Raw genomic sequence first — 23,536 nt, forward strand, 5'->3', positions numbered from 1 at the left:
ATATCTTCTGCCAGAGCTTACAGCTCAATGCCAACAGGGCAATGGTCAGAGCCCATAATGTCATTGAGAATAAAGGCATCCTTTAACTGAGGAAGGAAACCCTCGCTTGCCAGAAAATAATCAATTCTCCAGCCTACATTTTTGCCACGTGCACCGGCCCGGTAGCTCCACCATGAGTACTTATCAGTTACATCAGGGTAAAAATGACGGAAGGTATCCTTAAAGCCGCCTTGTGTAAAGCGATCCATCCCATCAATCTCCTCTTGCATATAGCCGGCCGACTTATTGTAGTTGGGTTTTGGGCGTGCCAAATCAATTTCCGTGTGAGCAACATTAAAATCTCCGCAAACCAGAACCGGCTTGGTGGCTTCAAGGTTCTTCAGGTAGTTGAAGAAATCCTCGTCCCAGGTCTGGCGGTAATCCAATCGCTTTAATTCACTTCCCGAATTAGGAACATATACCGTTACCAGATAAAAATCCTCATATTCGGCACACAGTACACGTCCTTCCTGGTCGTGCTCTTCAATGCCCATATCTTTTGTGATGCTCAATGGTGCCTGCTTACTGATGATAGCTGTACCTGAGTAACCCTTTTTAACTGCTGAATTGGAATAAATATGATAGTCTTTAAATTCAGCCAGAGCTTCTCTTACCTGGTCATCCTGCGCTTTTGTTTCCTGCAGGCATAGGATATCGGCCTCCATGGATGCGAACGATTCTGCGAAGTCTTTTTTTAGAACCGCCCTGATACCATTGACGTTCCACGATACAATCTTCATAAAGTCATTAATTTTGGTTGAGTTGCAAAATAGTGAATCTGCCTTAGGCTGCAAAATGCTATTCTTTATGCCGTTTGATTTGGTCGATGAAAGCGTTTCCCTCTTTTAAATACCAGTCGTTGTCCCAAAGCTTCTTTCTCATCCTGCGGCGCCAGAAAGTACGTTTGACAATCATCGCCACAGCAGCCATCATATTTGGTTTTGCAGCTTTCACATTGAATAAATAACAGGTTGCAGCGTTTGTTGGCACAGTTAGTATGCGTATCGCAGGGTTCACCACATTGGTGGCAATGGCTGATAACATCATCACTTATTCGTTCACCTAAACGATTGTCAAATACAAAGTTCTTACCAATGAATTTATTCTCTATCTGCTCAGTTTCAACCTGACGGGTGTAATCAATAATACCACCCAGTAGCTGGTTAACATCCGAAAAACCGTGGTGCTTAAGGTAGGCGCTGGTTTTTTCACAACGTACGCCACCAGTACAATAAAGCAGAATCTTCTGGTCTTTATTGTTTTGTAGTTTGCCAACAACCTCAGGTAATTCCTCCTTAAATGTTTCTGCATCGGGAAGTATGGCACCTTCAAAACGGCCGATTTCACTTTCGTAATGATTGCGCATATCTACCACAATGGCACCTTCTTCAATGGCAGTGTTCCATTCTTTGGCTGTCAGGTGTTTACCTACGTTGGTTACGTCATATTCATCGGGTGTTAAACCATCGGCAACAATTTGTTCACGTACTTTAATCTGTAGTTTCAGAAACGACTGGCCGTCATCTTCAACGGCAATTTTGAATGGTATGTCTTTAAACTGTGGAATGGCATGTAGTTGCTCTTTAAATTCCTGCCAGAAATGGTCAGGAACACTCATCTGTGCATTTATTCCTTCTTTGGCGATGTATATACGTCCATAACACTGCAGCTTGTTCCAGGCTGAAAAGAGCTGGTCGCGCATTTCAGCCGGATCATCAATAATCACATAACGGTAAAACGAAACAGTAGTGCGTTTAAAGGTTTCGTTGGCCAAACGTTCTTTTAATTCTTCCGGGCTGAGACGGTTAATCAGGTGCTTTTTGCTGCTATTCGGATCCATAATTTTCAAATTAGAGCACAAAAATATAAAAATACCTTAAAGTCTGAAAATGGAGCATCCAACAAAAGAAGAGGCTGCTTTATCGGCAGCCCCTTGCTCTAATCATGTGTTAGATATTTTTAAATACAAATTATTAGCATTATAGCCCGCTAAAATCAATATCCTTAAATACAAGGGTAGGACTAAGAATGCTTGAGTACTGGTATGGATCATTGCCCAATTCAGCCAGCTGCTTCCAGAATTCTTTCGCATTACCGGATATATTCATTTCATTGACAGGCTTAATAATTTTACCGCCTTCAACGAGGAAGCCTGAAACTCCGAACGAGAAGTCGCCGGTAGTTGAGTTAGAGTTACCTCCGTTAAATGAAGTAACAAAAATACCCTTGTTAATGTCTTTAACAATGGCATCAAAACCGCGCGTACCCAAGTCGAAGCGTATATTGGAGGTTGAGCCGCCATTAGGGGTCATGCCCAGCTTTTTACCATAGTAGTTATCAACATAGTACTCTTTCAATACGCCATTTTCAATCATGGTGCGCTGTCGGGCAGCAATGCCTTGTCCATCGTAAAGCCTTGAAGCAAAACCACCTTCCATCAAAGGATCGTCAATTACGGTCAATACAGGAGATGCAATTTCCTGTCCCAGCATACCATCTAGGTATGAGCTCTTCTGCTGAAGGGCACGTGCTGACATGGGCCTTACAAACATATACAATAAACGACCGGCTGTGCGATTTTCAATCAGCATATCGTATTTGCCAGATGCAATTTTGGTTTGACCCATTTTACGGATGGCATTTTCTGCTGCTTTACCACCCAGTTCCTCAGGAGTGGGCATGGTTTTAAAGTGACGACTGCCACCCCAGTGCCAGCCCTCAGGTCGGGCATCACCATCTCTGACGGTTACTTCACCACCTGCCCAGAATGAGGTAGAGGCACGTTCGGCAATCAAACCATTGCTATGTACCAATACGCTTTCAGAGTAATCATCACTAAAACCTCCGGTTGCCGAAATGATTTTATCACTCTTTGAGCGGGCGACCTGCTCTATTTCTTTGGCAATTTGAACACGTTGTTCAGGTGCAACACTATTGTAGTTTTTATCCTCAATTTTTAAATCACGATTTAAATCAGTAGGATAGAGTGTAGGATCTGGCAATTCGCGGAATTCATCTGCAGTCAGGTATTTTGTGGCCTCAACCGCCTCAGTGATAAATTTCTCCAGGTCTTTTTTATTCAAATTGTTGGTTGAATGTCCTGAGTACTTATGATCGCGATAAATATTCAACGACAACCCATTTGTGGTTGATTCTTTGATCTTTTCAATTTTCTGCTCACGTACCTCAATTTCTACCGAGCGCGAGTTGTTGATAGATGCAGCTACTTCGCTGGCACCTTTTTGTTTGGCGAATTCAACGGCCCACATGGCCAGTTCTTTTCGTTCTTTATTGTTCATTGTTGTTCGTTTTTCGGGTTAGATAGATTAAGCATTTACACCACCAACTGTTATCTTCGATACTTTTACAGTTGGTAAACCTTGCGATACCGGCACACCTTGTCCGTTTTTACCACAGGTCCAGCCGCCTTCAGCCATCTTCAGGTCATCAGCCACCATTTCGATATCAGCCAATACTTTTGGTCCGTTACCAATGATGTTGATGTCCTTAATAGGACGCGTTAGCTTACCATCTTCGATGAGGTAACCCGATTTAACGTAGAAAGTGAAATCACCGGCGCCAATCATCACCTGACCATTGGAGAATGATTCAGCATAGACACCATATTTCACGCTCTCAATGATTTCATCTTTCTTATGCGGACCATTTTCCATGTAGGTGTTACGCATACGAGGCATTGGCATGTGACGGAATGATTCGCGTCGACCATTACCGGTTGGTTTCACGCCATAATGCTGGGCACTGATGCGGTCGTGCAGGTACGACTCCATGGTACCACCAGCTACCAGGTAAGTTTTTTCGGTGTTATTGCCTTCATCATCTACATTAATAGTGCCTCGAATATTTGGATTCGTTCCATCGTCAACAATTGTTACAAAGTCCTTGGCCACTTTCTTACCAATCTTATCACTAAAAATCGAAGTCTCCTTTCGGTTAAAGTCCGCTTCCATACCGTGCCCTATGGCTTCGTGTAACAAAATGCCTGAGCTACCTGCTGCCAGAACAACTGGTAATTCGCCTGCTTTGGGTTTAACGGCATCAAACAATGACACAGTACGTTTAACAGCTTCGGTTGCCAAGGTATTTATGGCTTCAGGCGTAAAAAACTCAATACCACGTCGGCCTGAGTAATCAAAATAGTTTTGTTCTTTCTGACCATTTTGCTCAGCCGTTACACTAACCGATAACTGTGCCATAGGCTGGTAATCGCAAGTCATGCGGCCTTCGGAATTGGCAAACAGCACGTAAGAAGTTTCATCGTTAAACCACACATTAGATTTAATCACACGGCTGTCCATGGCAAAAACTTTGTCATTCACCTGTTGCAGGTATGGTATTTTTTCGTTGATAGATATTTCTTCCCATGGCGTTTTTATCATGTAGTAGCTGGGTAGCTTTGGTGATTCGAATGCTACTGGCTCAACGGTGGCACTGCTGTTGGCAATGTTAGCTGCTGTGCGGGCAGCTGACTTCATAGCGATTAAACTAACCTCCTCGCTGAATGAATAACCTGTTTGGTCGCCTTTTAATACACGGATACCAACACCAAAGCTGATGTCGGAGTAGGCTCTGTTAACAGCATTGTCTTCTAAACCAATGTAATTGCCAATGCTGTGCTGGAAGAATAAGTCGCAATAATCGCCGCCTTTTGACAGGCCTTCTGCAATGATTTGCTGAATCATCTGCTCGGTTACACCAAAGTGCTCCAGATAGTCGTGAATAGTCATGTTACCTCCGATTTTTGCCGGCCCGGTTGTGCAACCGGAAAGAACGTGGGGAAGAACAGCTGCACCAACAGCTGTTACCGCTCCGGCCTTTAAGAAATCTCTTCGATTAATAATTGCTTTCATTTTCAAAGATTTTAGGGCAAAGCAACAGAAAAGCAAGGCTGCTTCGCTCATGGGTTTGTAGATAATAAGGCTATAAAAATTCTGACTGCAAATGCAGATTCACATTTGCAGCAGAATAAAATAAGCTAATAAATGGGACAGATTAGCTTTATGTTGTTTAAAGATATTTTTTATTGATGTGAAAAACAAGCAACTATGTTGGTGAAATTTAATGCTATCAACTATAAGCGATGAAAAGTATCGCCCACAAACTTAAGACCATGGATGATATTTGTGCGCCAATAGGTCCAGTTATGTGCCCCTTCGCGAATACGAAATTCATGCTTAATTTTTAAGTCGCGCATTAATACATGCAGGGCTGCATTACCTTTATACAGAAAGTCATCATCGCCACAATCAATATAAAACCTAACGCGTTTAACCTGGTCAATAGAGTTGTTTTGAAGTGCATTAAGGATGTTATAGTCCATCCAGTGTTGTGGTAGTTCACCATTCTTATTCAAAGGGCCATAGATGGGTTCAAACCATGCTTTGTAGCCTTCCTGCAGATTATGCTTCATTTCTTCATTGGTATAAACGGCTGCACTAAATGCTGCACAGGCACCAAACATTTCAGGATGCCTGATGGCGTATAGCAATGAACCATTTCCGCCCATTGACAAACCACTAATGGCTCTGAATTCTTTTTGTGAACGAATGCGGTATTGCTGCTCCACCTGAGGAATGAACTCTTCAAAGAACATGTCCTCGTAGCGATCGCTGCCATCAAATTTATTAACATACCAGGTTACTTTGGCATTGGGCATAATAATGATCATAGGCGGAATAAGCCCTTCTTCGATGGCTTTGTCGGCTGAGCGATTGACTTCTCCAAATTGCACCCAGGCAGTTTCGTTATCACTGTAGCCATGCAAAAGGTATAATACGGGGTAGGAGCGTTCCGAAGAGTCATAGCAAGGTGGCAGGTAGACTGAATAGTTAACATCGTAGCCGGTTATCTTACTTGAGATGGATTGGCCTTCGATTACTTTGCCTTTATGTATTTGGGCGCTGGCGCTGATCGTAACTAATACAATAGCCAGAAGAAAAAGTTTTTTCATCGTATTAAATATTTTAGAAAACCTAAGATAAAAAAAAGGCGCTTACCTGTTTAAGGAAGCGCCTTGTATATTTAGTGATAATTTATTTTACCACAGCTTTTCAGGGTAAATGCCATTAGCAATTAGCTGATTCAACTGCTCTTGCACCATTGGTTTGTCTTCTTTGTAAGTAACTCCAAACCATTTAGCATCGGTGCGTATAACTTTAGTGCTGGCTTCACCTTTTTTGATTAAGCCATCAACCACCGCATTAAAGTAAAATTCAGATTTCATCTCAGTTCCCTTCTCTTTCAGGAATTCAACAAAGGCTGTTTCCAGATGCTGGAAGTACTCTGGTTTGAAAGCCCAAAAGTTCATTGACACGGCTTCACGGCCTGTAAGTTCAGTTTTGCTATCTTCTTCATAAAAGAAGATTTTATCGCCTTCGTAACCGATTTTGGTACGCTCGGTAATGTTAACCAGGTTGCCGTTGGCATCAGTCTCACAAACACCTCTCGATACAGTTCCATGCTCTGATAATGTGTTGTTCAAAGCATAACCGACCATGGCATATTCGTTGGCATCTGTACTCTGAGCTACAAAATCGAACACTTGCTTATAGGCTTCTCTACCATAAAAATCATCTGCATTAACAATTGCAAAAGGTTCGTTGATAACATCTTTGGCCATCAGTATGGCATGGCCTGTTCCCCATGGCTTTTCACGACCTTCAGGTAAAGAGAAACCATCAGGCAGGTCGGTTAATTCCTGAAACACATATTCCGTTTTTATTTTTCCGGACAAACGGGGTTCAAAGCGCTCTTTAAAAGCCTCGGCAAAGGACTCGCGAATTACAAATACTACTTTTTCAAAACCCGACTGAATGGCATCATATACTGAATAATCAATAATTGATTCGCCATGTGGCCCCAGTTCATCCATTTGTTTCAAGCCTCCATAGCGGCTTCCCATTCCTGCTGCTAAAATCAAAAGTGTTGGTTTCATTTTGTTTTCGTATTTGCGTGTGTTAGTATTCTATTAATTGTGTTGCAATAATCACTTAGTGCATGATTAAAATTTTACGAAAGACAAAAATAAGGATTATTTCTTATTATTTCTTTCAAAATCTTTCTTTATTCCCTCGTATAACCAATTGGCAAGTGCTTGTCGGTTGTCTGCTATCACAAAGCGCTGCTGATCACGATAATTTTGAATATTACCCAATTCAATGAAAACCGATGATGGTGTTGTGTGGCGTAGTAAATAAAGATTGCGAGTGCTGACAGTACCTGAAAATCCCCTTGAAGGCTGGTGTTGCTTGTATTTTTCGTCAAAGGTATCGCGGAGCTGGTAAGCCAGATTTTTCCCGCCCGAGCTGTTTTTGTGGTGGTAAAAGAAAACATCAATCTGTCGCCGTTTACTTCTGCTGTCCAAATGAATGATGATGCAGCGTCGGTAGGCTTCGCTATCTTTTTTATAGAGCTTGTTAACCTCCCGGGTGCGCTGTTTTAATCGTTGGTTCTGATCCAAAGGTATGGTTTCGCTACCGCAGGTTTCATGGTTATCATACTTCAGAATCTGCTCGTCGCGGATACCGTCATCTTCATCCTGTATAATTAAATGAACTTTAGACCCATTCTCCATTAATTTTTTGGCTAAGCGCAAGGTGATGTCATAGGCATACTCATCTTCGTGCAGTTCATGGTTGCCATACTGACCAATGGCACCAGGATCGGGTCCTCCATGACCGGCAACAAGGTAGAATGCTGTTCCTTTTAGCTCATTTGATTCGAGGGGAAAAAACGCTCTTTCTTTGCCAAACAAAGGTTCGTGCAATTCAATAGTTGCTGAAGGTATCAAATAGGCATGATGTGCAAGCAAGGAATTGTTTTTGCCAAATTTTCCTTTGTTGAGATCAATAAAGGCCTGCTGATGTTCTTGCGGCGATAGCTTGTGGCGGATCAGGAAACTGTAAAGTCCTTCACCTGGTTTGGGTTTGTCTGTTGCTAATTCGCTTGTGCTTTGAGCTGAAACGGCCAAGCTGTATAGCAATGCGCCAATAAGTATGATGTATTTTCTTATAACTGCCTTATTCATGGGCTACAAAAATAAGTTTTTTCATTTTTCGGCCATAAATAAAAGAAAGGCATGTCTGATTTATTTACAGATAGCCTTATTTACGCGATGAATTTTACATCTTTGATGATTATTATTAGACCACTAACAAGATTATCATGCATAAAGAATCATTTTTGAAGCAGAAAAAAGATGTAGCCAAATGGATGCGTCGTCTGTATAAGAAAGGGCTGACTACCTCTTTGGGCGGAAATATAAGTATGCGACTGGATGATAATCATATTGCCATTACGGCATCGGGAACCGATAAAGGCAGGATAAAAAGTAGTGGTATAGCCATTGTATCGATGGATGGTGAACAAATTGATGGTGATCATGTAATAAGTATGGAAACAGGGATGCATCTGGCTATCTATTCGGCAAGAAATGATGTGAACGCCATTGTTCATGCGCATGCTCCAATGGGGAGTTTGTTTGCTGTTGTTCCGCGTGGTATTAATACATCGTTACTGGCGGAAGCATATACTATTTTAGGTAGGCCCATGCTTGCAGCATATGCAGCGCCCGGTTCTGAAGAGCTGGCAATGAATGTTGCCAAAGTGGCCATGGATACTAATGTTGTTTTAATGGCCAATCATGGTGTTTTAGCCGTAGGAAATAGCTTACTCGAAGCATTCGATAGAATTGAGGTGCTTGAGAATGCCGCTAAAATGACTTTTCTTACTTCTTTGATAAACGAAAAAACAGAACTGACAACTGAGCATTTAGCAGAGCTGAAGTGCCTGTTTGGATAATATTAATTGCCAGTTATTCTAAGATAAAGCCGTTGTTTGACGTTTTGTAACTAAAAATTTCGTTTGTAAACGAAAAAAATAGTTGGTAAAACGAAATAGTTAGTTATATTTGTTTTGTCAATACAATCATGGTACAAAATTTTAATGCAGAATAATGATTTCGAAACGATTAACAAAACGCGAGGAAGATGTGATGAAGATATTATGGGAAGCAGGCAAGGGATTTGTAAAGGATTTGCTAAAGCAGCATCCGGAGCCTAAACCGCACTATAATACCTTTAGTACTATTATTCGCGGTCTCGAAGAGAAAGGGTATGTGGCGCATAATTCATATGGCAACTCCCATGAATACTATCCTGCGGTTAGCAAGGAGGCATATCGTAAGTTGTTTATTAAGAATGTGGTGTCGGATTACTTTGAGTCATCTTACAAAAATGTGGTATCCTTTTTTGTGAATGAGGATAAACTGAATGTAGATGACCTGAAAGAGTTAATTGAATTAATTGAAAAGAAAAAACAAGACTGATGAATGCTTTTCTCGAACTGCAATTAAAGTCCGCTATTATTATTGCGATATCTGTACTGGTGTATTTGGTGTTTTTGGCGCGCGATAGTTTTTTTCAACGTAACAGAATTTGGTTATTAACCACCTTGTTTGTACCATGGTTGATGCCATTATTGGCCATGCCCCTGTGGTTGAAAGAATTGTTGTTTAAGCCTGAAATTAATACTGAGCCGTTGGCATTAACATTTGATGTGCCTGTGACAGAAATAGTGGCAGCGCCCGCTCCAACTCCTATTAACTGGACAAACTGGGGACTGGGATTTTATGCAGTGGTGAGTTTATTTTTTCTGATGCGCTTGTTATGGGGATATTACAGTATCAGTCGCTTAAAGCAAGGTGCGCGTGTTAGCTCTTACAAAGGTTACCAGCTAGTATTGCTTAATGATGGTGATGTTAATCCCTTTTCATTTTTCAAAACCATTTTTATGCCCGCTCATTTGGAGAGAAACAAGCATGGGCGTATGATTTTGGAACATGAACGCACACATTGTGCACAGTTGCACTCAATTGATATATCCCTGGCCGAATGGTTATTGGTAGTGCAATGGTGGAATCCGTTTGTTTGGTGGCTGCGTAAGCTGATAGCTCAAAACCATGAATATTGTGTTGACAACGCGATGGTGCAAAAAACAAAGGAACCACAGGCTTATCAGTATTCGTTGCTGAATTTATTGCAAAGCAACAGAGGGGTGCAATTGGTGAATAACTTTAATCAAAGTTTAACGAAAAAACGAATTGTCATGATGAATAAAAAACATACCAGCCTGATAATTGGATGGACAAAGAACCTGCTGCTGATTCCGCTTTTGGGCTTGGCTCTGCTGGCTTTCACCAATCCAGATAAGACAGAGAAAAAGGCTAAAGAGGTAGTTAAGATAGAGAATACAACTGATTTAAGAAATGCGATTGCACGCAGCATCAAATACCCGCTGGTGGCAAGAGATAGAGGCGTTGAAGCTACAGTGACGGCCAATTTTAGTGTCAATAAAAAAGGCAAGATTACTGATGTAGCTATTGGTAGCAAACCAGGGGCTGTTAAACTTGAAAATGTGGTGGTGGTTGCCTATGCCGGTGAAACAGAGAATGCCAAGCAAATGGAGGTTTCACCGGATGATGGCAATAGAGCCTTGGAGGATGAGGTGGTAAGGGTTGTGCAAAAGCTCCCCCAAATTCATGATCCTGCACTTCTTGGCAAGCAATTGCAAATGGATTTTGAATTCAAGCTGCAAAGTAAAGTAAGCAAAAACGATAGTAGCCGCGCAGATGAGTGGGAAGGACGAACAACTAAACTGACCAATTCTAAAGGAGAGGAGTTTGCCCTTGTAGCTACAAATGGACGTATAAAACTGGATGGACCAGCCAGCAATCAACCTGCTTTAATACTTGATGGCAAGGAAGTATCCATGAAGGAAATATCAGCTTTGGATTTGAATGAGGTAAAAGCCATTGGTCATTCGCCTGCTGGCAATCCACTTAAGTTTCTTCCATCAACACCCGAAAATGGGGCCTTTATTATACATACAGAAGCTTTTCTGGCTGAAAAAATAAAGGCTGGCAAGGCTTATGCATCAAGTGAACCTTCAATGTATATTGTTGATGGCAAGGAGGTAGATAAGGAAGTGTTTGGTAAGATTGCTCCGGATCAGATTGCAAGTGTGAATGTACTTAAAAATAGCGCTGCAACCGATAAGTATGGCGACAAGGCTAAAGATGGTGTTGTTGAGGTCACAACTAAAGGCAATGCAGAGTCAATGCCATTCTTTAAATCAACGGATAAGGTGAAGATTAGCTCCATGAAATTAAGTGTGACTGCCGATAATGGTGAAACTCCACTATTTGTGGTTGATGGAAAAAAGCAGGAAAAGAGCGAGGTGGATGAGAAAGATATTGAGTCAATAACCGTGCTTAAGGAGCAGTCAGCTATTGATTTGTATGGAGAAGAAGGCAAGAATGGGGTGGTTAATATCAATACGAAAAAGGGAAAGTCACTTGATATGCTCAAGGATGGTGGAGTAAAGATCAACACCACCAAAGACGATCCGCTTTATATTGTAGATGGTAAAAAATACTCGGGAGGTGGAGCTGTCAACGCTAAGGATATTGAATCAGTTAATGTTCTTAAAGGTGATGCAGCGATTGATTCGTATGGCGAAGAAGGTAGAAATGGGGTTATTCTTATCAATACTAAAAAAGGAACGGTTGAGCATGATGATGTTGTAGTATCTGCTGAAACGGTTGATATAAAGCCTAACGATGCTGATGAGGTAGTAGTGGTTGGTTACGGTTCGATGAGAAAGGGAAATTCATCTACGATGGATAATATTCTGGTTCGTCGAGGAGAAAAGGCAGAGACTGTTCGAATTAAAGGAATGTCGGGTGATCAGCAGCCCTATGTTATTTTAGATGGTGAGGAATACACAGGTTCTATGGAAGATTTAGATTCTGAAAAGATTCAATCCATCTCAGTCTTAAAAGATCAGGCAGCTGAATCGCTTTATGGAGATAAGGGCAAAAACGGCGTTATCATCATCGAATCGAAAAAATAAGAAAGTAAGGCGCTGGAAGCTACTCTTGAATAGCTAGCTTCCAGCAGCTTGATTAGTTATCTTCAACCTGAATGCTTTTTTCATCGAAGGACCAGGCTCTGAAATAACCCAGAATATCTTTCCCCAGGTTGGATGTCGGATTAAAAGGCGTTGAACTGCCTCCTCCACGTTGGTCAATTATTTCATCGAGTTGAGAGTAATAGTCATAGGTACCCTCATCAATTGAATAAGCCTTTACGGTAACAAAATCGTCTTTAGTGAATGAAAATCTGAGTGGTGAGAACTCAATTAATTCATCATTAGGAAAAAACTCATGTGACCACAAGCTATAGGTTTCCTCCTTGTCAGAGCCGTTCAGGTAATATTTAACCAAGTAATAGTTGTCTTCCTGTGGGTTGTTTTTAAGTACTATCTCTAAGTTGTATTCGTCTTCGTCGTTAGAAGACCCAAAGCCATCGAATTTTGTATAGCTGAGGTCAACAATTTGAGTGGGTGTCATAAGTCTGCTATTGCCAGCGTGGATCTTTCCATCAACTACAACAGATAGCTCATATTCAATGCCTACTTCGCCCAACAAGCTCTGTCCGATGTAATATCCATTGCCAACATGAGAAAGTATCTCGCTTATGCCCCTTTTATTCGTTATCTTAATTGTAGCATTGGTTTCGTAGATTGGCGGTTCATCAGCAAAATAGCTGGTAGTATAACTTAGTTTTACTGTTGCCGCACTGTTGAGGTTAATGACTCCGTCCATCGTTAGTTTAGGTTCTGCATCATTGAGTGTTATATCAATCACTTCTTCGCACGATGCGAATACCAGGCTGATAATTAACAGGTAGCTTAGGCCGAATATATATTTCTTTGTTGTTTTCATAGTTAGTCATATTAGAATTTAAAATTCCAGGTTACGGAAGGGACAATGCCGAACAAGCTTAATTTAACAGCCTCTGTGATATTTGGATTTGTTTCATTCTCGCGAAAATTAATAGTGTAGGCATTCATCCGGTTATACAGGTTGTAAAGCGAAAAGTCCCAACTTGAATTTATGCGTCGTTTGCCTTTGCCTTCCAGGTGTATGTTTAAATCCAATCGATGGTAGTCAGGCATTCGATAGCCATTTCGTTCGGTATAATAGGGCACCTGGTTGCCATCAAATTCGTACTTGCCACTTGGGAAAGTTACAGCATTTCCGGTATAAAAAATCCAGTTTGCAGAAACCGACAGACGTGTGGACAGCTGATAGCTTGACACAATGGACACATCATGGGTTTTGTCATACGACGAGCTGTACCATTGACCATTGTTAATACCATCAATCTTATTTTCGGTATTCGATAGGGTGTAGCTTATCCAGCCGGTGAAGTTGCCGTACTTTTTTTTCAGGTATAGCTCCAATCCAAAACTCCGGCCTTCGCCCTGAAGCACATACGACTCGATATCTTCGTTAAGCATTACCTGGGTACCATCCTTATAATCACTGATGTTATTCATTGTTTTGTAGTATGATTCGGCAGAAAACTCGAAGGTATTATCGAAGAAGTTTCGGAACCAACCGACTGAATATTGGTTAACTGTTGTTGGTTTAATATTATAAGTACTGGGAGTCCATGTGTCAGTTGGTTGCCCCGAGGTGCTGTTTGATAGCAGGTGCAGGTATTGAACCATTCTGTTGTAAGATGCCTTAAAGGAACTTTGAGGCGTCAGCCGATAATTGATACCCAAGCGAGGCTCCAGGCCATAATAGCTTTGCATAACCTGACCATTGCTGAAATACTCTTTGTCGATGATGTTATTGTCATCATCGTAAGTGATATTTTCGCCTTTACCTACCTGGTTAAACATAGAGGCTCTCAGTCCGTAATCCAGCACCAGTTGTTGACCTAGCTTTTGCTCGTTACTAATGTATAGTGACGATTCAAAGGCTTGTTTTTCGGCTACTTTAATGTCAGATATGGATTGATCTTCAAATAAAAATTCGCCTGGATAGAATGTGTGATAGGTGCAGTTAAGTCCATATCTAAGCGTGTTTTCGGGACTGGCGTACCAGGTAAAATCCTGTTTCAAGCTCACATCTTTAATACCTGACTGCATGCTCCCATTATCGCCAAAATTAAAGCCATAATCGTATTCGCTGTATAGGGCTGTAGTATTCGAAAAAAGTTTGGCACTAAACAGATGGTTCCAGCGTAGAGTGGCTGTTGTATTACCCCAATCCATCCCTAGATCGTCAAAGCCAAAATCATCTTTACCAAAGTATCCGGAAAGAAACAGACGGTTGTTATCATTTATTTTATAATTGAGTTTGGCATTCAGATCGTAGAAATACATTTTTGTATCCCCATCAATCTGGTTGGCACCCTTCGCCATCAGGTCGGCATAGCTGCGGCGCCCCGAAACTATAAAGGACATTTTATCGGCTACCACAGGCCCTTCAAGGGTAATGCGTGATGCCAATAGGCCGATGCCTCCTGAGCCTTGTAGTTTTTTCATGTTCCCGTCTTTCATAGTAATATCGAGCACCGATGCTGCCCTGCCACCATAATTGGCCGGAATCCCGCTTTTGTAAACCGTCATGCCTTTAATGGCATCAGCATTAAAAACCGAGAAAAACCCCATCAGGTGTGAGGCGCTGTAAACAGGCGCTTCATCCAATAAAATCAGGTTTTGGTCGATAGAGCCACCTCGCACGCTAAAGCCATTACCGCCTTCAGATACTGTGCTAATGCCTGGTAATAACTGGATGGTTTTTAACACATCGCGCTCACCAAAAAGGACAGGGAGCTTATCAATGGTTTTCATATCCAGCTTTTCGCCAGCCATTTGTGTTGAAGTAATGTTCTTGTCTTTCTTTTCGGCTTTAACTACCACTTCATTTAGAGCCGTTTCATTGGTTTGTAAAGCTATTTTAATACTTTGGTTAGAGTTGAGAAGTAATTGTTTTTGCTGGGTTTCATAACCTACAAAACTAAAATAAATGGTTTGCTGACCGGCAGGCAAAGTGAGCGAATAAAAGCCATAGGTATTGGTCATGGTGCCGATCATTTTATCAGCCGTGTATATGGTGACACCAATCAAAACTTCGCCTGTTTCAGCATCGGTTACCTCACCGCTTATGGTGTATTTATCCTGTGCTGTGACAAGTAGAACAGATAGCCAATAAAGTGCGATTATTAGCCATAGGTATTTTTTTAAATTCATTGATAAGATTTAGGTTGTATAATCTTAGATTATTTTGTTGTTACAATGCTTTGGCAATGTATTAAAAATTACATAGTGTATTTACACTACATCTCTCCACTGTCAAATGTATGTCTTTTATATGCTATCAAAGTTTAAAGACTAATCAATCAGGAAAAATCAAGGATGAAGTTGTTTGCTCATTTAATGGTATGATCCAATAAATGTGATTAAAGGTCGGCCCATATTCTGGCAAGTGAGAAGCCCGGAGCATCTATTTTTAGATCCAGAAAATAGCCAAAAGGTGTTTGAGCCACCTTGTAGTCCGCATTTTCTAATCTCATTTGGGCATCATCAAATAGTTGCTTCGTAAAATCAACCGAAGCTTTTGAATCAGAAAGGTGTGCAAAAGAATGGAGTACAATGTTATTGGTGTTGTTTTTACGGGCGGCCCATTTCAGGTGGTTGGCCAGCTTTTTCTCTCGGCTTCTGACACCTTTGGCTTCATCATTTTGTTCTACCTGAATACATGCCAGAAGACAATCGGCGAATGCTTTAGGAGCGCCTGGTTCCGGGGCATTCTCCAGATTTTTTTCTGATGGCGTGTAGGCAAACTCTTTGGTATAGAAGATAAGTACTTTCATAGGGGCTTAATTATTGTTCTTTGCTAAATTAACAAAAAGATTAGTGATGAATAGAAAACCAAGCAGATAAGCGTTGTGAGTGATGTCTGTAAAAGAATGTAATGCCTTCTTTGCTTTTGGACTCTTTGCCATAGATGTAATAAATAACATAAAGAAACTTGGTGGTGTATTAATGATCTTAGAATTTTCTTAAAATCTGTTTTTGTTGTTTCTTTATAAATCATTAGCACTCCAACATCATTTAACAAATGTTATTGGGAATTATTAGTTGAAAATTGTCTTATAACCCAGCAAAAGCGTAATTTTGGCCATACTTGATAATAACTTACACACCATGAGCAATAGAAAATTACTTCTGTTCCTATTTACTATATTTAGCATATTAGCTTGTAAAAAAGAAAAAGACCCCGACCATCCTGCAGTTGTTGTGGCATCAGTCGAAAGAGAAGATGTAAAATTGTTTGGCGAATACGTTGGACGCATACGAGCCTATCGTTATGTAGAAGTGCGTGCAAGGGTTGAAGGTTACCTTAATCAGATGATGTTTGAGGAAGGAAAACGTGTAGAGCAAGGTGAAGTCTTGTTCTTAATTGATCCGTCTCAGTATAAGGCACGTATGGATAAGGCCGAAGCACAGTTAAAGCGCGATATAGCATCTTTTAATAAGGCCAAACGTGATTTGGAACGCCTCAGGCCGCTTTATGAGCAAAATGCTGCGAGCCGCCTTGATTTGGATAATGCTATCGCAGCTTATGAAAGTGCCGAGGCCAATGTTGCTATGAGTAAAGCTGATCTGGCTCAATATAAACTCGAATATGACTTTACTACTGTACGCTCACCGTTGCATGGTTACATAAGTGAGCGATACGTGGATATAGGTGCCCTTGTTGGTCCGGGTAATAATTCACTTTTAGCAACAGTGGTGCAGAGTGATACGGTTTTAGTTGATTTCAAAATGACCGCATTAGACTACCTGCGAAGCCGTGAGCGTAATGTTAACATCGGACAAACGGACAGTACCCGCTCGTGGCAGCCAACAGTAAGAGTGACTTTAGCCGATAACAGTGAATATCCGCTGGAGGGTGTTGTTGATTTTGCCGATCCTCAGGTAGATCCCAAAACCGGTACTTTTGGCGTAAGAGCCGAATTGGCCAACCCTAACCAGGTGCTATTGCCGGGGCAGTTTACCAAGGTTAATTTCCTGCTGGATGTGCTCGAAGGCGCAGTAGTAGTGCCGCGCAAATCGCTTATCATCGAAAAAGGAGGTAGTTTTGTATATGTGATGAGGCGCGATAGTGTAGCTGAGAAGCGTTTTGTTGAAACAGGCCCCGAGATTGATAATAATGTGGTTATTGAACGAGGTTTGGGCTACAATGAAAAGATAATTATTGAAGGTCAGCAGAAAATAAATCCGGGTATTAAAGTGAACCCGGTAGCTCCTTCTAGCAATGACAGTATTAATCAGGATAAAAAGTAAGGCAAGATGAAACCAGGATTTTTTATTGAGAGGCCGGTCTTTTCATCCGTTATCTCCATTCTGATTGTATTATTGGGACTCATTGGCCTGATGTTTCTGCCCATCGATCAGTATCCTAAAATTACACCGCCTGTTGTAAAAATAAGTGGTTCATATCCGGGAGCCAGTGCAATAACGGTATCTCAGGCTGTTTCAACGCCTATTGAGCAGGAGCTGAACGGTACGCCGGGAATGATTTATATGGAGTCAAGTAGTTCGAATTCGGGTAGTGTTTCCATCAATGTAACTTTTGATGTGGGTGTTGATCCTGATTTGGCAGCCGTTGAAATTCAGAACCGTGTAAAACTGGCTGAGTCAAGGTTACCTGCCGAGGTGGTGCAGAACGGTTTGAAAGTAGAAAAACAGTCGGCCAGCCAGCTGATGACGCTCTGCTTAGTATCTGAAGATCCCAAGTTTGATGAGATATACCTCAGTAACTTTGCTACCATAAATGTATTGGATGTATTGCGACGAATACCTGGGGTAGGGCGCGTATCTAACCGTGGTAGCCGTTACTATGGTATGCGCATTTGGGTGATGCCCGACAGGCTGGCGAGTTTTGGATTGACCGTGAAGGATCTGCAGGATGCCCTGAAGGATCAGAACCGCGAATCGGCCGCTGGTGAGCTGGGACTGCAGCCAATGGATGGCATTGATGTAACCATGCCTATCTCTACCAAAGGACGTCTGGAGACCGCCGCAGAGTTTGAGCAAATTGTAGTTAGAGCCAACAGTGATGGAACCATCATCCGTATGCGTGATGTGGCAAGGGTGTCACTCGAGTCATCGTCCTATACACAAGAGAGTGCCATTAATGGAGGTAATGCCGCTATGCTGGCCATTTATCTTTTGCCAGGTGCCAATGCAGTTGAGGTGGCTGAAAATGTGCGTGCCGCCATGGAGGACATCAGCCGGAACTTCCCTGAGGGGTTAGAGTACCTGATTCCGTTTGATATGACCGATTATATAACGCAGTCCATTAAAGAAGTGTATGTTACCCTATTTCAGGCATTATTGCTGGTAGTAATAGTTGTATTTCTTTCACTTCAAAATTGGCGAGCAACGGTTATTCCGGTTATAGCTGTACCAATTTCCCTGATCGGTACCTTTGGTTTTATGCTGGCCATGGGCTTTTCGCTTAATATGCTTACCCTGCTAGGGCTGATTCTAGCCATAGGTATTGTAGTGGATGATGCCATTGTTGTGGTGGAGAACGTGGAACGCATCATGGAAGAAGAAAAGATAGGTGCTCGTGAGGCCACTCATAAAGCGATGAAAGATTTGTCGGGAGCACTTATTGCAACATCATTAGTGTTGGCTGCGGTGTTTATTCCGGTAAGCTTTTTAAGTGGTATTACAGGAGAATTGTATCGCCAGTTTTCGGTGACGATTGTTGTCTCAGTGCTTATTTCAACGGTGGTGGCTTTAACATTAAGTCCGGCCATGTGTGCCATTATTTTAAAGCCAGGTGATTCCCAAAAGAATATCGTTTTCAGAACAATTAATCGCTGGCTCGATACAACAAATAGTAAGTACCAGGGAATACTAGGTAAGGCAATTGGGAATCCTAAACGCATGTTGGGTGGTTTCGGAATGGCCATGGTTTTCATTTTTGTGTTGGCAAAAGTCATCCCGACCTCATTTATACCAGAGGAAGACCAGGGGTTCTTTACAGTTGAGATTGAGCTGAATGAAGGAGCTACGCTTGAACGCACGCGTGTGATAACCGATTTGGTTGTTGATTATTTTCAAAAACAGGAGGCTGTTGAATTTGTGCAGAGCATAGCTGGCACCAGTCCACGTGTGGGCACCAACCAGTCAAGGGCTGAACTGACAGTAACGCTAAAACCATGGGACGAACGTGAAGATGATGAGCTAAGTCTTCAGAGTGTTATTGATAAGGCCCGAAAAGACTTACACGATATACCAGAGGCTCGTTTCTTCTTTAATAAACCGCCTGTTATTCCAGGTCTTGGAACTTCTGGTGGGTTTGAGTTGCAGTTACAGGCTAAATCAGGTGCAACCTGGGAAAACCTGGTGGATGCCACTGACACCTTATTGTATTATGCCGAACAAAGAAAAGAACTAAATAATATCTCATCGGCATTGCAGGCCGATATTCCTCAGCTTTATTTTGATGTTAACCGCGACAGGGTGAAACTGTTAGGTATACCGCTTTCTGATGTGTTTTCAACCATGAAAGCATTTTTGGGTTCAGTATATGTGAACGATTTTAATATGTTCAACCGTATATATAAGGTTTATATACAGGCCGAAGCGCCTTATCGTGCCAATAAAAATACGCTTGGATTATTCTTTGTAAAGGGAGAGAATGGCGCCATGGTGCCACTTACGGCATTAGGCAATGCTTCTTATACCACAGGTCCGGGTAATATAAAGCGTTTTAATATGTTTTCATCTGCTGTTGTTAGAGGCACGCCGGCAAGTGGCTATAGCTCTGGTCAGGCGATGGAAGTGATGGAGGAAATTGTACGAGAGAAATTACCGGATAATATTGGTTTAGACTGGAGTGGTTTATCCTATCAGGAGAAGCAAGCCGGTGGCCAAACAGGCATTATAATGGCATTGGTGTTCTTATTTGTTTTCTTGTTTCTGGCTGCACAGTACGAAAGCTGGCTGGTGCCAGTTGCTGTCATATTATCATTGCCAATTGCGGCTTTGGGTGCCTTTGCAGGTATCTGGGTAACCGGACTTGAGAATGATATCTATTTTCAGATAGGATTGGTGACTTTGATAGGACTTGCTGCGAAAAACGCCATCTTGATCGTTGAATTTGCCAAGGTTGAGGTAGATAAGGGTATGGATGTAGTGCAGGCCGCGCTTTTAGCTGGTAAGTTGCGATTCAGACCAATTGTGATGACCTCGCTGGCCTTTGTTTTAGGGATGCTGCCGATGGTGCTGGCTACTGGTCCTGGTTCAGCAGGACGTCACTCAATTGGAACAGGCGTGTTTTTTGGTATGCTGATAGCCATCACGGTTGGTATTGTTTTAGTCCCATTCTTTTTTGTGGTAACATATAAGGTAAAAGAGTTATTTGCTCAAAAATTAAATAAAGCAGGGGGTAATGAAGAATAATAAGCTGTTTTACATAGTGCAGCAAAAAGCAGTTGTTTTGTTGCTCATTGGTTTAATCGCATTGGCTTCGTCGTGTAAAGTGGGTAAAAAGTATGTGAAGCCTGAATTGGATTTACCGGATAAGCTCGAGGTGATGAGTATTGACTCAACTACCATTGATGATTTGCAGTGGTGGGAATTATATACCGACACTGTGCTGCAGCAATTGGTGTATGAAGCACTAGAAAGTAACAAAGATGTATTGATAGCCAGTGCAAGGCTAAAGCAATATATGGCGGCCAAGCGCATTGCTTCTGCCGATTTGTTTCCGCACTTGGGAGCTGATTTTCATGCTGAACGTGAAATGGAGAATTATGGAGGGGATAATGAAAGTGCATCAACAGAGTTGGAGGTAAGGGCATCTCTAACCTGGGAGATAGATTTGTGGGGTAATATACGTTGGGGGCGAGAAGCAGCAATTGCTGACTATCTGGCTACGCAAGAAGCTCAACGAGCTTTACAGATGTCTATCGTGGCCGAAGTGGCCGAAACCTATTTTGTGCTTACCGCACTCTATGATGAGTTGAACATTGTTCAACAAACACTAGAGGCCCGGCAAGAAGGGGTGCGTTTGGCAGATCTGCGCTTTCGTGGAGGTTTAACTTCTGAAACTTCTGTTCAGCAGGCCGAAGTGGAACTGGCCAAAACAATGACATTGGTGCCTGTATTGGAACGAAAGATACGTATCTCCAAAAACAATCTGGCGCTATTACTGGGAACTTATAAAAGTGAATGGGTAAGAGGTAAAGGACTGGATGAACAATATATACCTGATGCCCTGCCTGCCGGATTACCTTCTGAATTGCTGGAAAGAAGACCAGACATAAGAGCGGCCGAACAAAGCGTAGTTGCGGCCAATGCTATGGTCGGTGTAGCTACCACCAATCGATTTCCAAGTCTGTCATTGACCGGACGCTTCGGCCGTGAAAATGATGAGCTGGGTGAGTTTCTTAAGTCACCCTACTGGTTTATAGCGGGCGATGTGCTGGCACCAATATTTCAGGCTGGTAAGCTCAAGGCTCGTCAAAAAGAATCGGAAGCACGACTCGAACAAGAAGTATATGCCTATCAGCGATCTGTACTACAGGCATTTCAAGAGGCTAATACGGCTATTATGACCTTCAGAAAAGCGAAGGAGGTATACGATGCTCAAGCCAATCTTGAGGATGCTACCCGTAAATACCAGAAGCTGGCTGAATTGCAATACCTCAATGGTGTTATTAACTATCTGGATTTATTAGATGCTCAGCGTAATTTATTCGATGCGGAAATAAAACGCAATAATGCCCGGCGCGATGAACTGCTTTCAATGGTTTATCTTTATAAAGCACTAGGTGGTGGGTGGAACCTATAAGCAATAATTTGCCAGTGTTTCATAAAGCTATTACGAGTACTATAGGGTGTGAGAAATATTTCATAATACTATATGTTAAATAGCATTGGCGCACTCGCTCTATTGCGCTATATATTTTTCTTAGTTATTTTGATGATATTAAATAGATAGCCACTTTGGTAATGTTATTGATAATAGATTTGCTGTATATGAGACGTGTTTCGAGAATTAAAGCAATAATGTTGGTGGTTTTATATGTCTGCACTTTACAGGTGCAGGCAACTGAAAAAGATAGTATTCAGCAGAAAAAAAATCTGAGGTTTAGTATCCTTGGCGGTCCTGGCTATACACCTGATTATGGATTGGTCATTGGAGGAAGCTGCCTTTTCACCTTTTCTACCAATGTGGCAGATACCACCATGAAACGATCAGTTTTGCCTGTTGCTTTTGCCTATATGACCAATGGGGGTGGCAGTATGATTGTCAGACCACAATTGTTTTTTAATGAGGATCGCTTCCGGATTTTCGGGCAGTTCAGCATGAATAGTACCCTTGATAACTACTATGGAGTGGGCTATGAAACCAATTCCAGTACCGATAGGGGGGAGAAAACCACCCAATACAGAAGTGTCGGGTTTAAGATGAATCCTATTTTCTTATTCCGATATAGTGACACAAACTTGTTTTTAGGCGCGTCAATTGATGCCGGCAAACGTTCAATGGAGGAACCCAGCGAGGGAGTGATAAACGATCCGCATTTTATTGCACAGGGAGGAACTACTGAAGGACTTAGCTTTACTAATGTTGGTATTGGTGCCAATATCAGTTACGACACCCGTGATATACCGGCTAATGCTTATTCTGGTATGTTTGTCGAAGTTTCGGCGACGTATTATCCGAAGGCAATAGGAAGCACAATGGAATATGGTGTTTACAAGCTGGATTATCGCCAATTTAGAGAATTAAAGATGCTGGGAGAAAGGCGTGTATTAGCCTGGATGCTAAACGGACGATTTACTTCAGGTGATGTGCCCATCACTGAAATGTCGCTGGTTGGTTCGCCTTTTGACTTACGTGGGTATTATTTGGGGCATTATCGCGATCGGAATGCCTTGATGTCAGTCGTGGAGTATCGTCACATGTTTAATGCTGGTGATGAAACTAGGTTTAGAAGACTCCTTTCCAAATGTGGCTTTGTGACATGGGGTGGAGTTGGTTCTGTTAGTGATAAGTTTATGGATTCAAAGCATCTGCTGCCAAACTATGGCGCTGGTTTACGTATTGAAGTGCAGCCACGCATGAACTTCAGACTGGATGTAGGTCGGGATCCGACAAATAAGCAAAACCTCATCTATTTTAACATGACGGAGGCCTTCTAATAATATGCCGATGAGAATAACTAAAAAAGGCCACCTGTTGGCAGCCTCCATATGATTATACATTAACTGTTATCTATTGTCTGAATTGAAAAACGGTTTCAACAACTGCTAAAACGATTGCTCCACTTACAATGGCCAGTACGCCAATCAAGAAAAACTTTGCTAGTATCATATCATTTAGTTTTTAATTGTTTGTTACTGATATTGCAAGTGCCATACCAAAAAACACACATAGGCAGCTGGCTTAACATTCTTTATCAAATCACTTGCGTTTTTAAACTTTTCTAACGAATGATGAGCAATAGCTTTAGTATATCCTCATATAAAAAAGTCCCCAAGGATACCCTTGAGGACTTCATTATATAGTAATAAGTTTTGGTTA

Annotated in this window: 17 protein-coding genes; 7 read left to right on the plus strand and 10 right to left on the minus strand. The window is 41.8% G+C overall.

From position 1 onward, the window contains the following. Window positions 1–17: 17 nt before the first annotated feature. From KDU71_RS12350 to KDU71_RS12380, 7 genes are all read right to left on the minus strand, one after another. Window positions 18–779 carry an exodeoxyribonuclease III gene (locus KDU71_RS12350; RefSeq protein WP_212191386.1) on the minus strand — a complete coding sequence of 254 codons (762 nt, stop codon included), beginning with the start codon at window positions 777–779 and terminating at the stop codon, window positions 18–20. 65 nt (window positions 780–844) lie between these two features. Continuing rightward, a complete protein-coding gene (gene trhO, locus KDU71_RS12355; RefSeq protein WP_212191387.1) occupies window positions 845–1,879 on the minus strand; it encodes an oxygen-dependent tRNA uridine(34) hydroxylase TrhO in 1,035 nt (344 codons plus the stop codon). Window positions 1,880–2,018: 139 nt separating this feature from the next. After that, window positions 2,019–3,338, minus strand: a complete 1,320-nt coding sequence (locus tag KDU71_RS12360; RefSeq protein WP_212191388.1) for a TldD/PmbA family protein — start codon at window positions 3,336–3,338, stop codon at window positions 2,019–2,021. A gap of 27 nt (window positions 3,339–3,365) precedes the next feature. Next, window positions 3,366–4,910, minus strand: a complete 1,545-nt coding sequence (locus KDU71_RS12365) for a TldD/PmbA family protein (protein ID WP_212191436.1) — start codon at window positions 4,908–4,910, stop codon at window positions 3,366–3,368. A gap of 221 nt (window positions 4,911–5,131) precedes the next feature. Then, window positions 5,132–6,010, minus strand: a complete 879-nt coding sequence (locus KDU71_RS12370) for an alpha/beta hydrolase (RefSeq protein WP_212191389.1) — start codon at window positions 6,008–6,010, stop codon at window positions 5,132–5,134. A gap of 87 nt (window positions 6,011–6,097) precedes the next feature. Next, complete coding sequence (locus tag KDU71_RS12375) at window positions 6,098–6,994, minus strand: nucleotidyltransferase family protein (protein ID WP_212191390.1); 897 nt, start codon at window positions 6,992–6,994, stop codon at window positions 6,098–6,100. Window positions 6,995–7,090: 96 nt separating this feature from the next. Then, window positions 7,091–8,086, minus strand: a complete 996-nt coding sequence (locus KDU71_RS12380) for an N-acetylmuramoyl-L-alanine amidase family protein (RefSeq protein WP_212191391.1) — start codon at window positions 8,084–8,086, stop codon at window positions 7,091–7,093. A 137-nt stretch (window positions 8,087–8,223) separates the two neighbouring features. Between KDU71_RS12380 and KDU71_RS12385 the strand changes: the two genes are divergently transcribed. The 3 genes from KDU71_RS12385 (at window position 8,224) to KDU71_RS12395 (ending at window position 11,970) form a co-directional block, all read left to right on the plus strand. Continuing rightward, entirely contained in the window at window positions 8,224–8,859 is a 636-nt protein-coding gene (locus tag KDU71_RS12385; protein ID WP_212191392.1) for a class II aldolase/adducin family protein, read from the plus strand. A gap of 154 nt (window positions 8,860–9,013) precedes the next feature. Further along, complete coding sequence (locus KDU71_RS12390; protein WP_212191393.1) at window positions 9,014–9,385, plus strand: BlaI/MecI/CopY family transcriptional regulator; 372 nt, start codon at window positions 9,014–9,016, stop codon at window positions 9,383–9,385. Beyond that, complete coding sequence (locus KDU71_RS12395) at window positions 9,385–11,970, plus strand: M56 family metallopeptidase (protein WP_212191394.1); 2,586 nt, start codon at window positions 9,385–9,387, stop codon at window positions 11,968–11,970. Before KDU71_RS12390 ends, KDU71_RS12395 begins: the two co-directional genes overlap by 1 nt. Window positions 11,971–12,022: 52 nt before the next feature. Here the strand turns inward: KDU71_RS12395 and KDU71_RS12400 are convergent, their stop codons facing one another. The 3 genes from KDU71_RS12400 to KDU71_RS12410 form a co-directional block, all read right to left on the minus strand. After that, the gene (locus KDU71_RS12400) at window positions 12,023–12,844 is read right to left on the minus strand and encodes a DUF4249 domain-containing protein (RefSeq protein ID WP_212191395.1); all 822 of its coding nucleotides are present in this window, start codon (window positions 12,842–12,844) and stop codon (window positions 12,023–12,025) included. Between the two features lie 11 nt (window positions 12,845–12,855). Then, window positions 12,856–15,168 (minus strand): TonB-dependent receptor, encoded by a 2,313-nt coding sequence (locus KDU71_RS12405; RefSeq protein WP_212191396.1) that lies wholly within the window; start codon window positions 15,166–15,168, stop codon window positions 12,856–12,858. Between the two features lie 209 nt (window positions 15,169–15,377). After that, window positions 15,378–15,791: a threonyl-tRNA synthetase editing domain-containing protein gene (locus KDU71_RS12410; RefSeq protein ID WP_212191397.1), complete on the minus strand. Its 414-nt coding sequence runs from the start codon at window positions 15,789–15,791 to the stop codon at window positions 15,378–15,380. A 334-nt stretch (window positions 15,792–16,125) separates the two neighbouring features. On the opposite strand from KDU71_RS12410, the gene KDU71_RS12415 reads away from it, so the two are divergent. From KDU71_RS12415 to KDU71_RS12430, 4 genes are all read left to right on the plus strand, one after another. Further along, entirely contained in the window at window positions 16,126–17,268 is a 1,143-nt protein-coding gene (locus KDU71_RS12415) for an efflux RND transporter periplasmic adaptor subunit (RefSeq protein ID WP_212191398.1), read from the plus strand. 6 nt (window positions 17,269–17,274) lie between these two features. Beyond that, complete coding sequence (locus tag KDU71_RS12420) at window positions 17,275–20,403, plus strand: efflux RND transporter permease subunit (protein WP_212191399.1); 3,129 nt, start codon at window positions 17,275–17,277, stop codon at window positions 20,401–20,403. Then, the gene (locus KDU71_RS12425; RefSeq protein WP_212191400.1) at window positions 20,393–21,796 is read left to right on the plus strand and encodes an efflux transporter outer membrane subunit; all 1,404 of its coding nucleotides are present in this window, start codon (window positions 20,393–20,395) and stop codon (window positions 21,794–21,796) included. The genes KDU71_RS12420 and KDU71_RS12425 overlap by 11 nt, the downstream gene beginning before the upstream one ends. Window positions 21,797–21,984: 188 nt before the next feature. Continuing rightward, window positions 21,985–23,154, plus strand: a complete 1,170-nt coding sequence (locus KDU71_RS12430) for a BamA/TamA family outer membrane protein (RefSeq protein ID WP_212191401.1) — start codon at window positions 21,985–21,987, stop codon at window positions 23,152–23,154. The last annotated feature ends 382 nt before the right edge of the window (window positions 23,155–23,536 follow it).

Source organism: Carboxylicivirga sediminis (assembly GCF_018156225.1).
In the GTDB taxonomy this organism is placed as follows: Bacteria; Bacteroidota; Bacteroidia; order Bacteroidales; family Marinilabiliaceae; genus Carboxylicivirga; species Carboxylicivirga sediminis.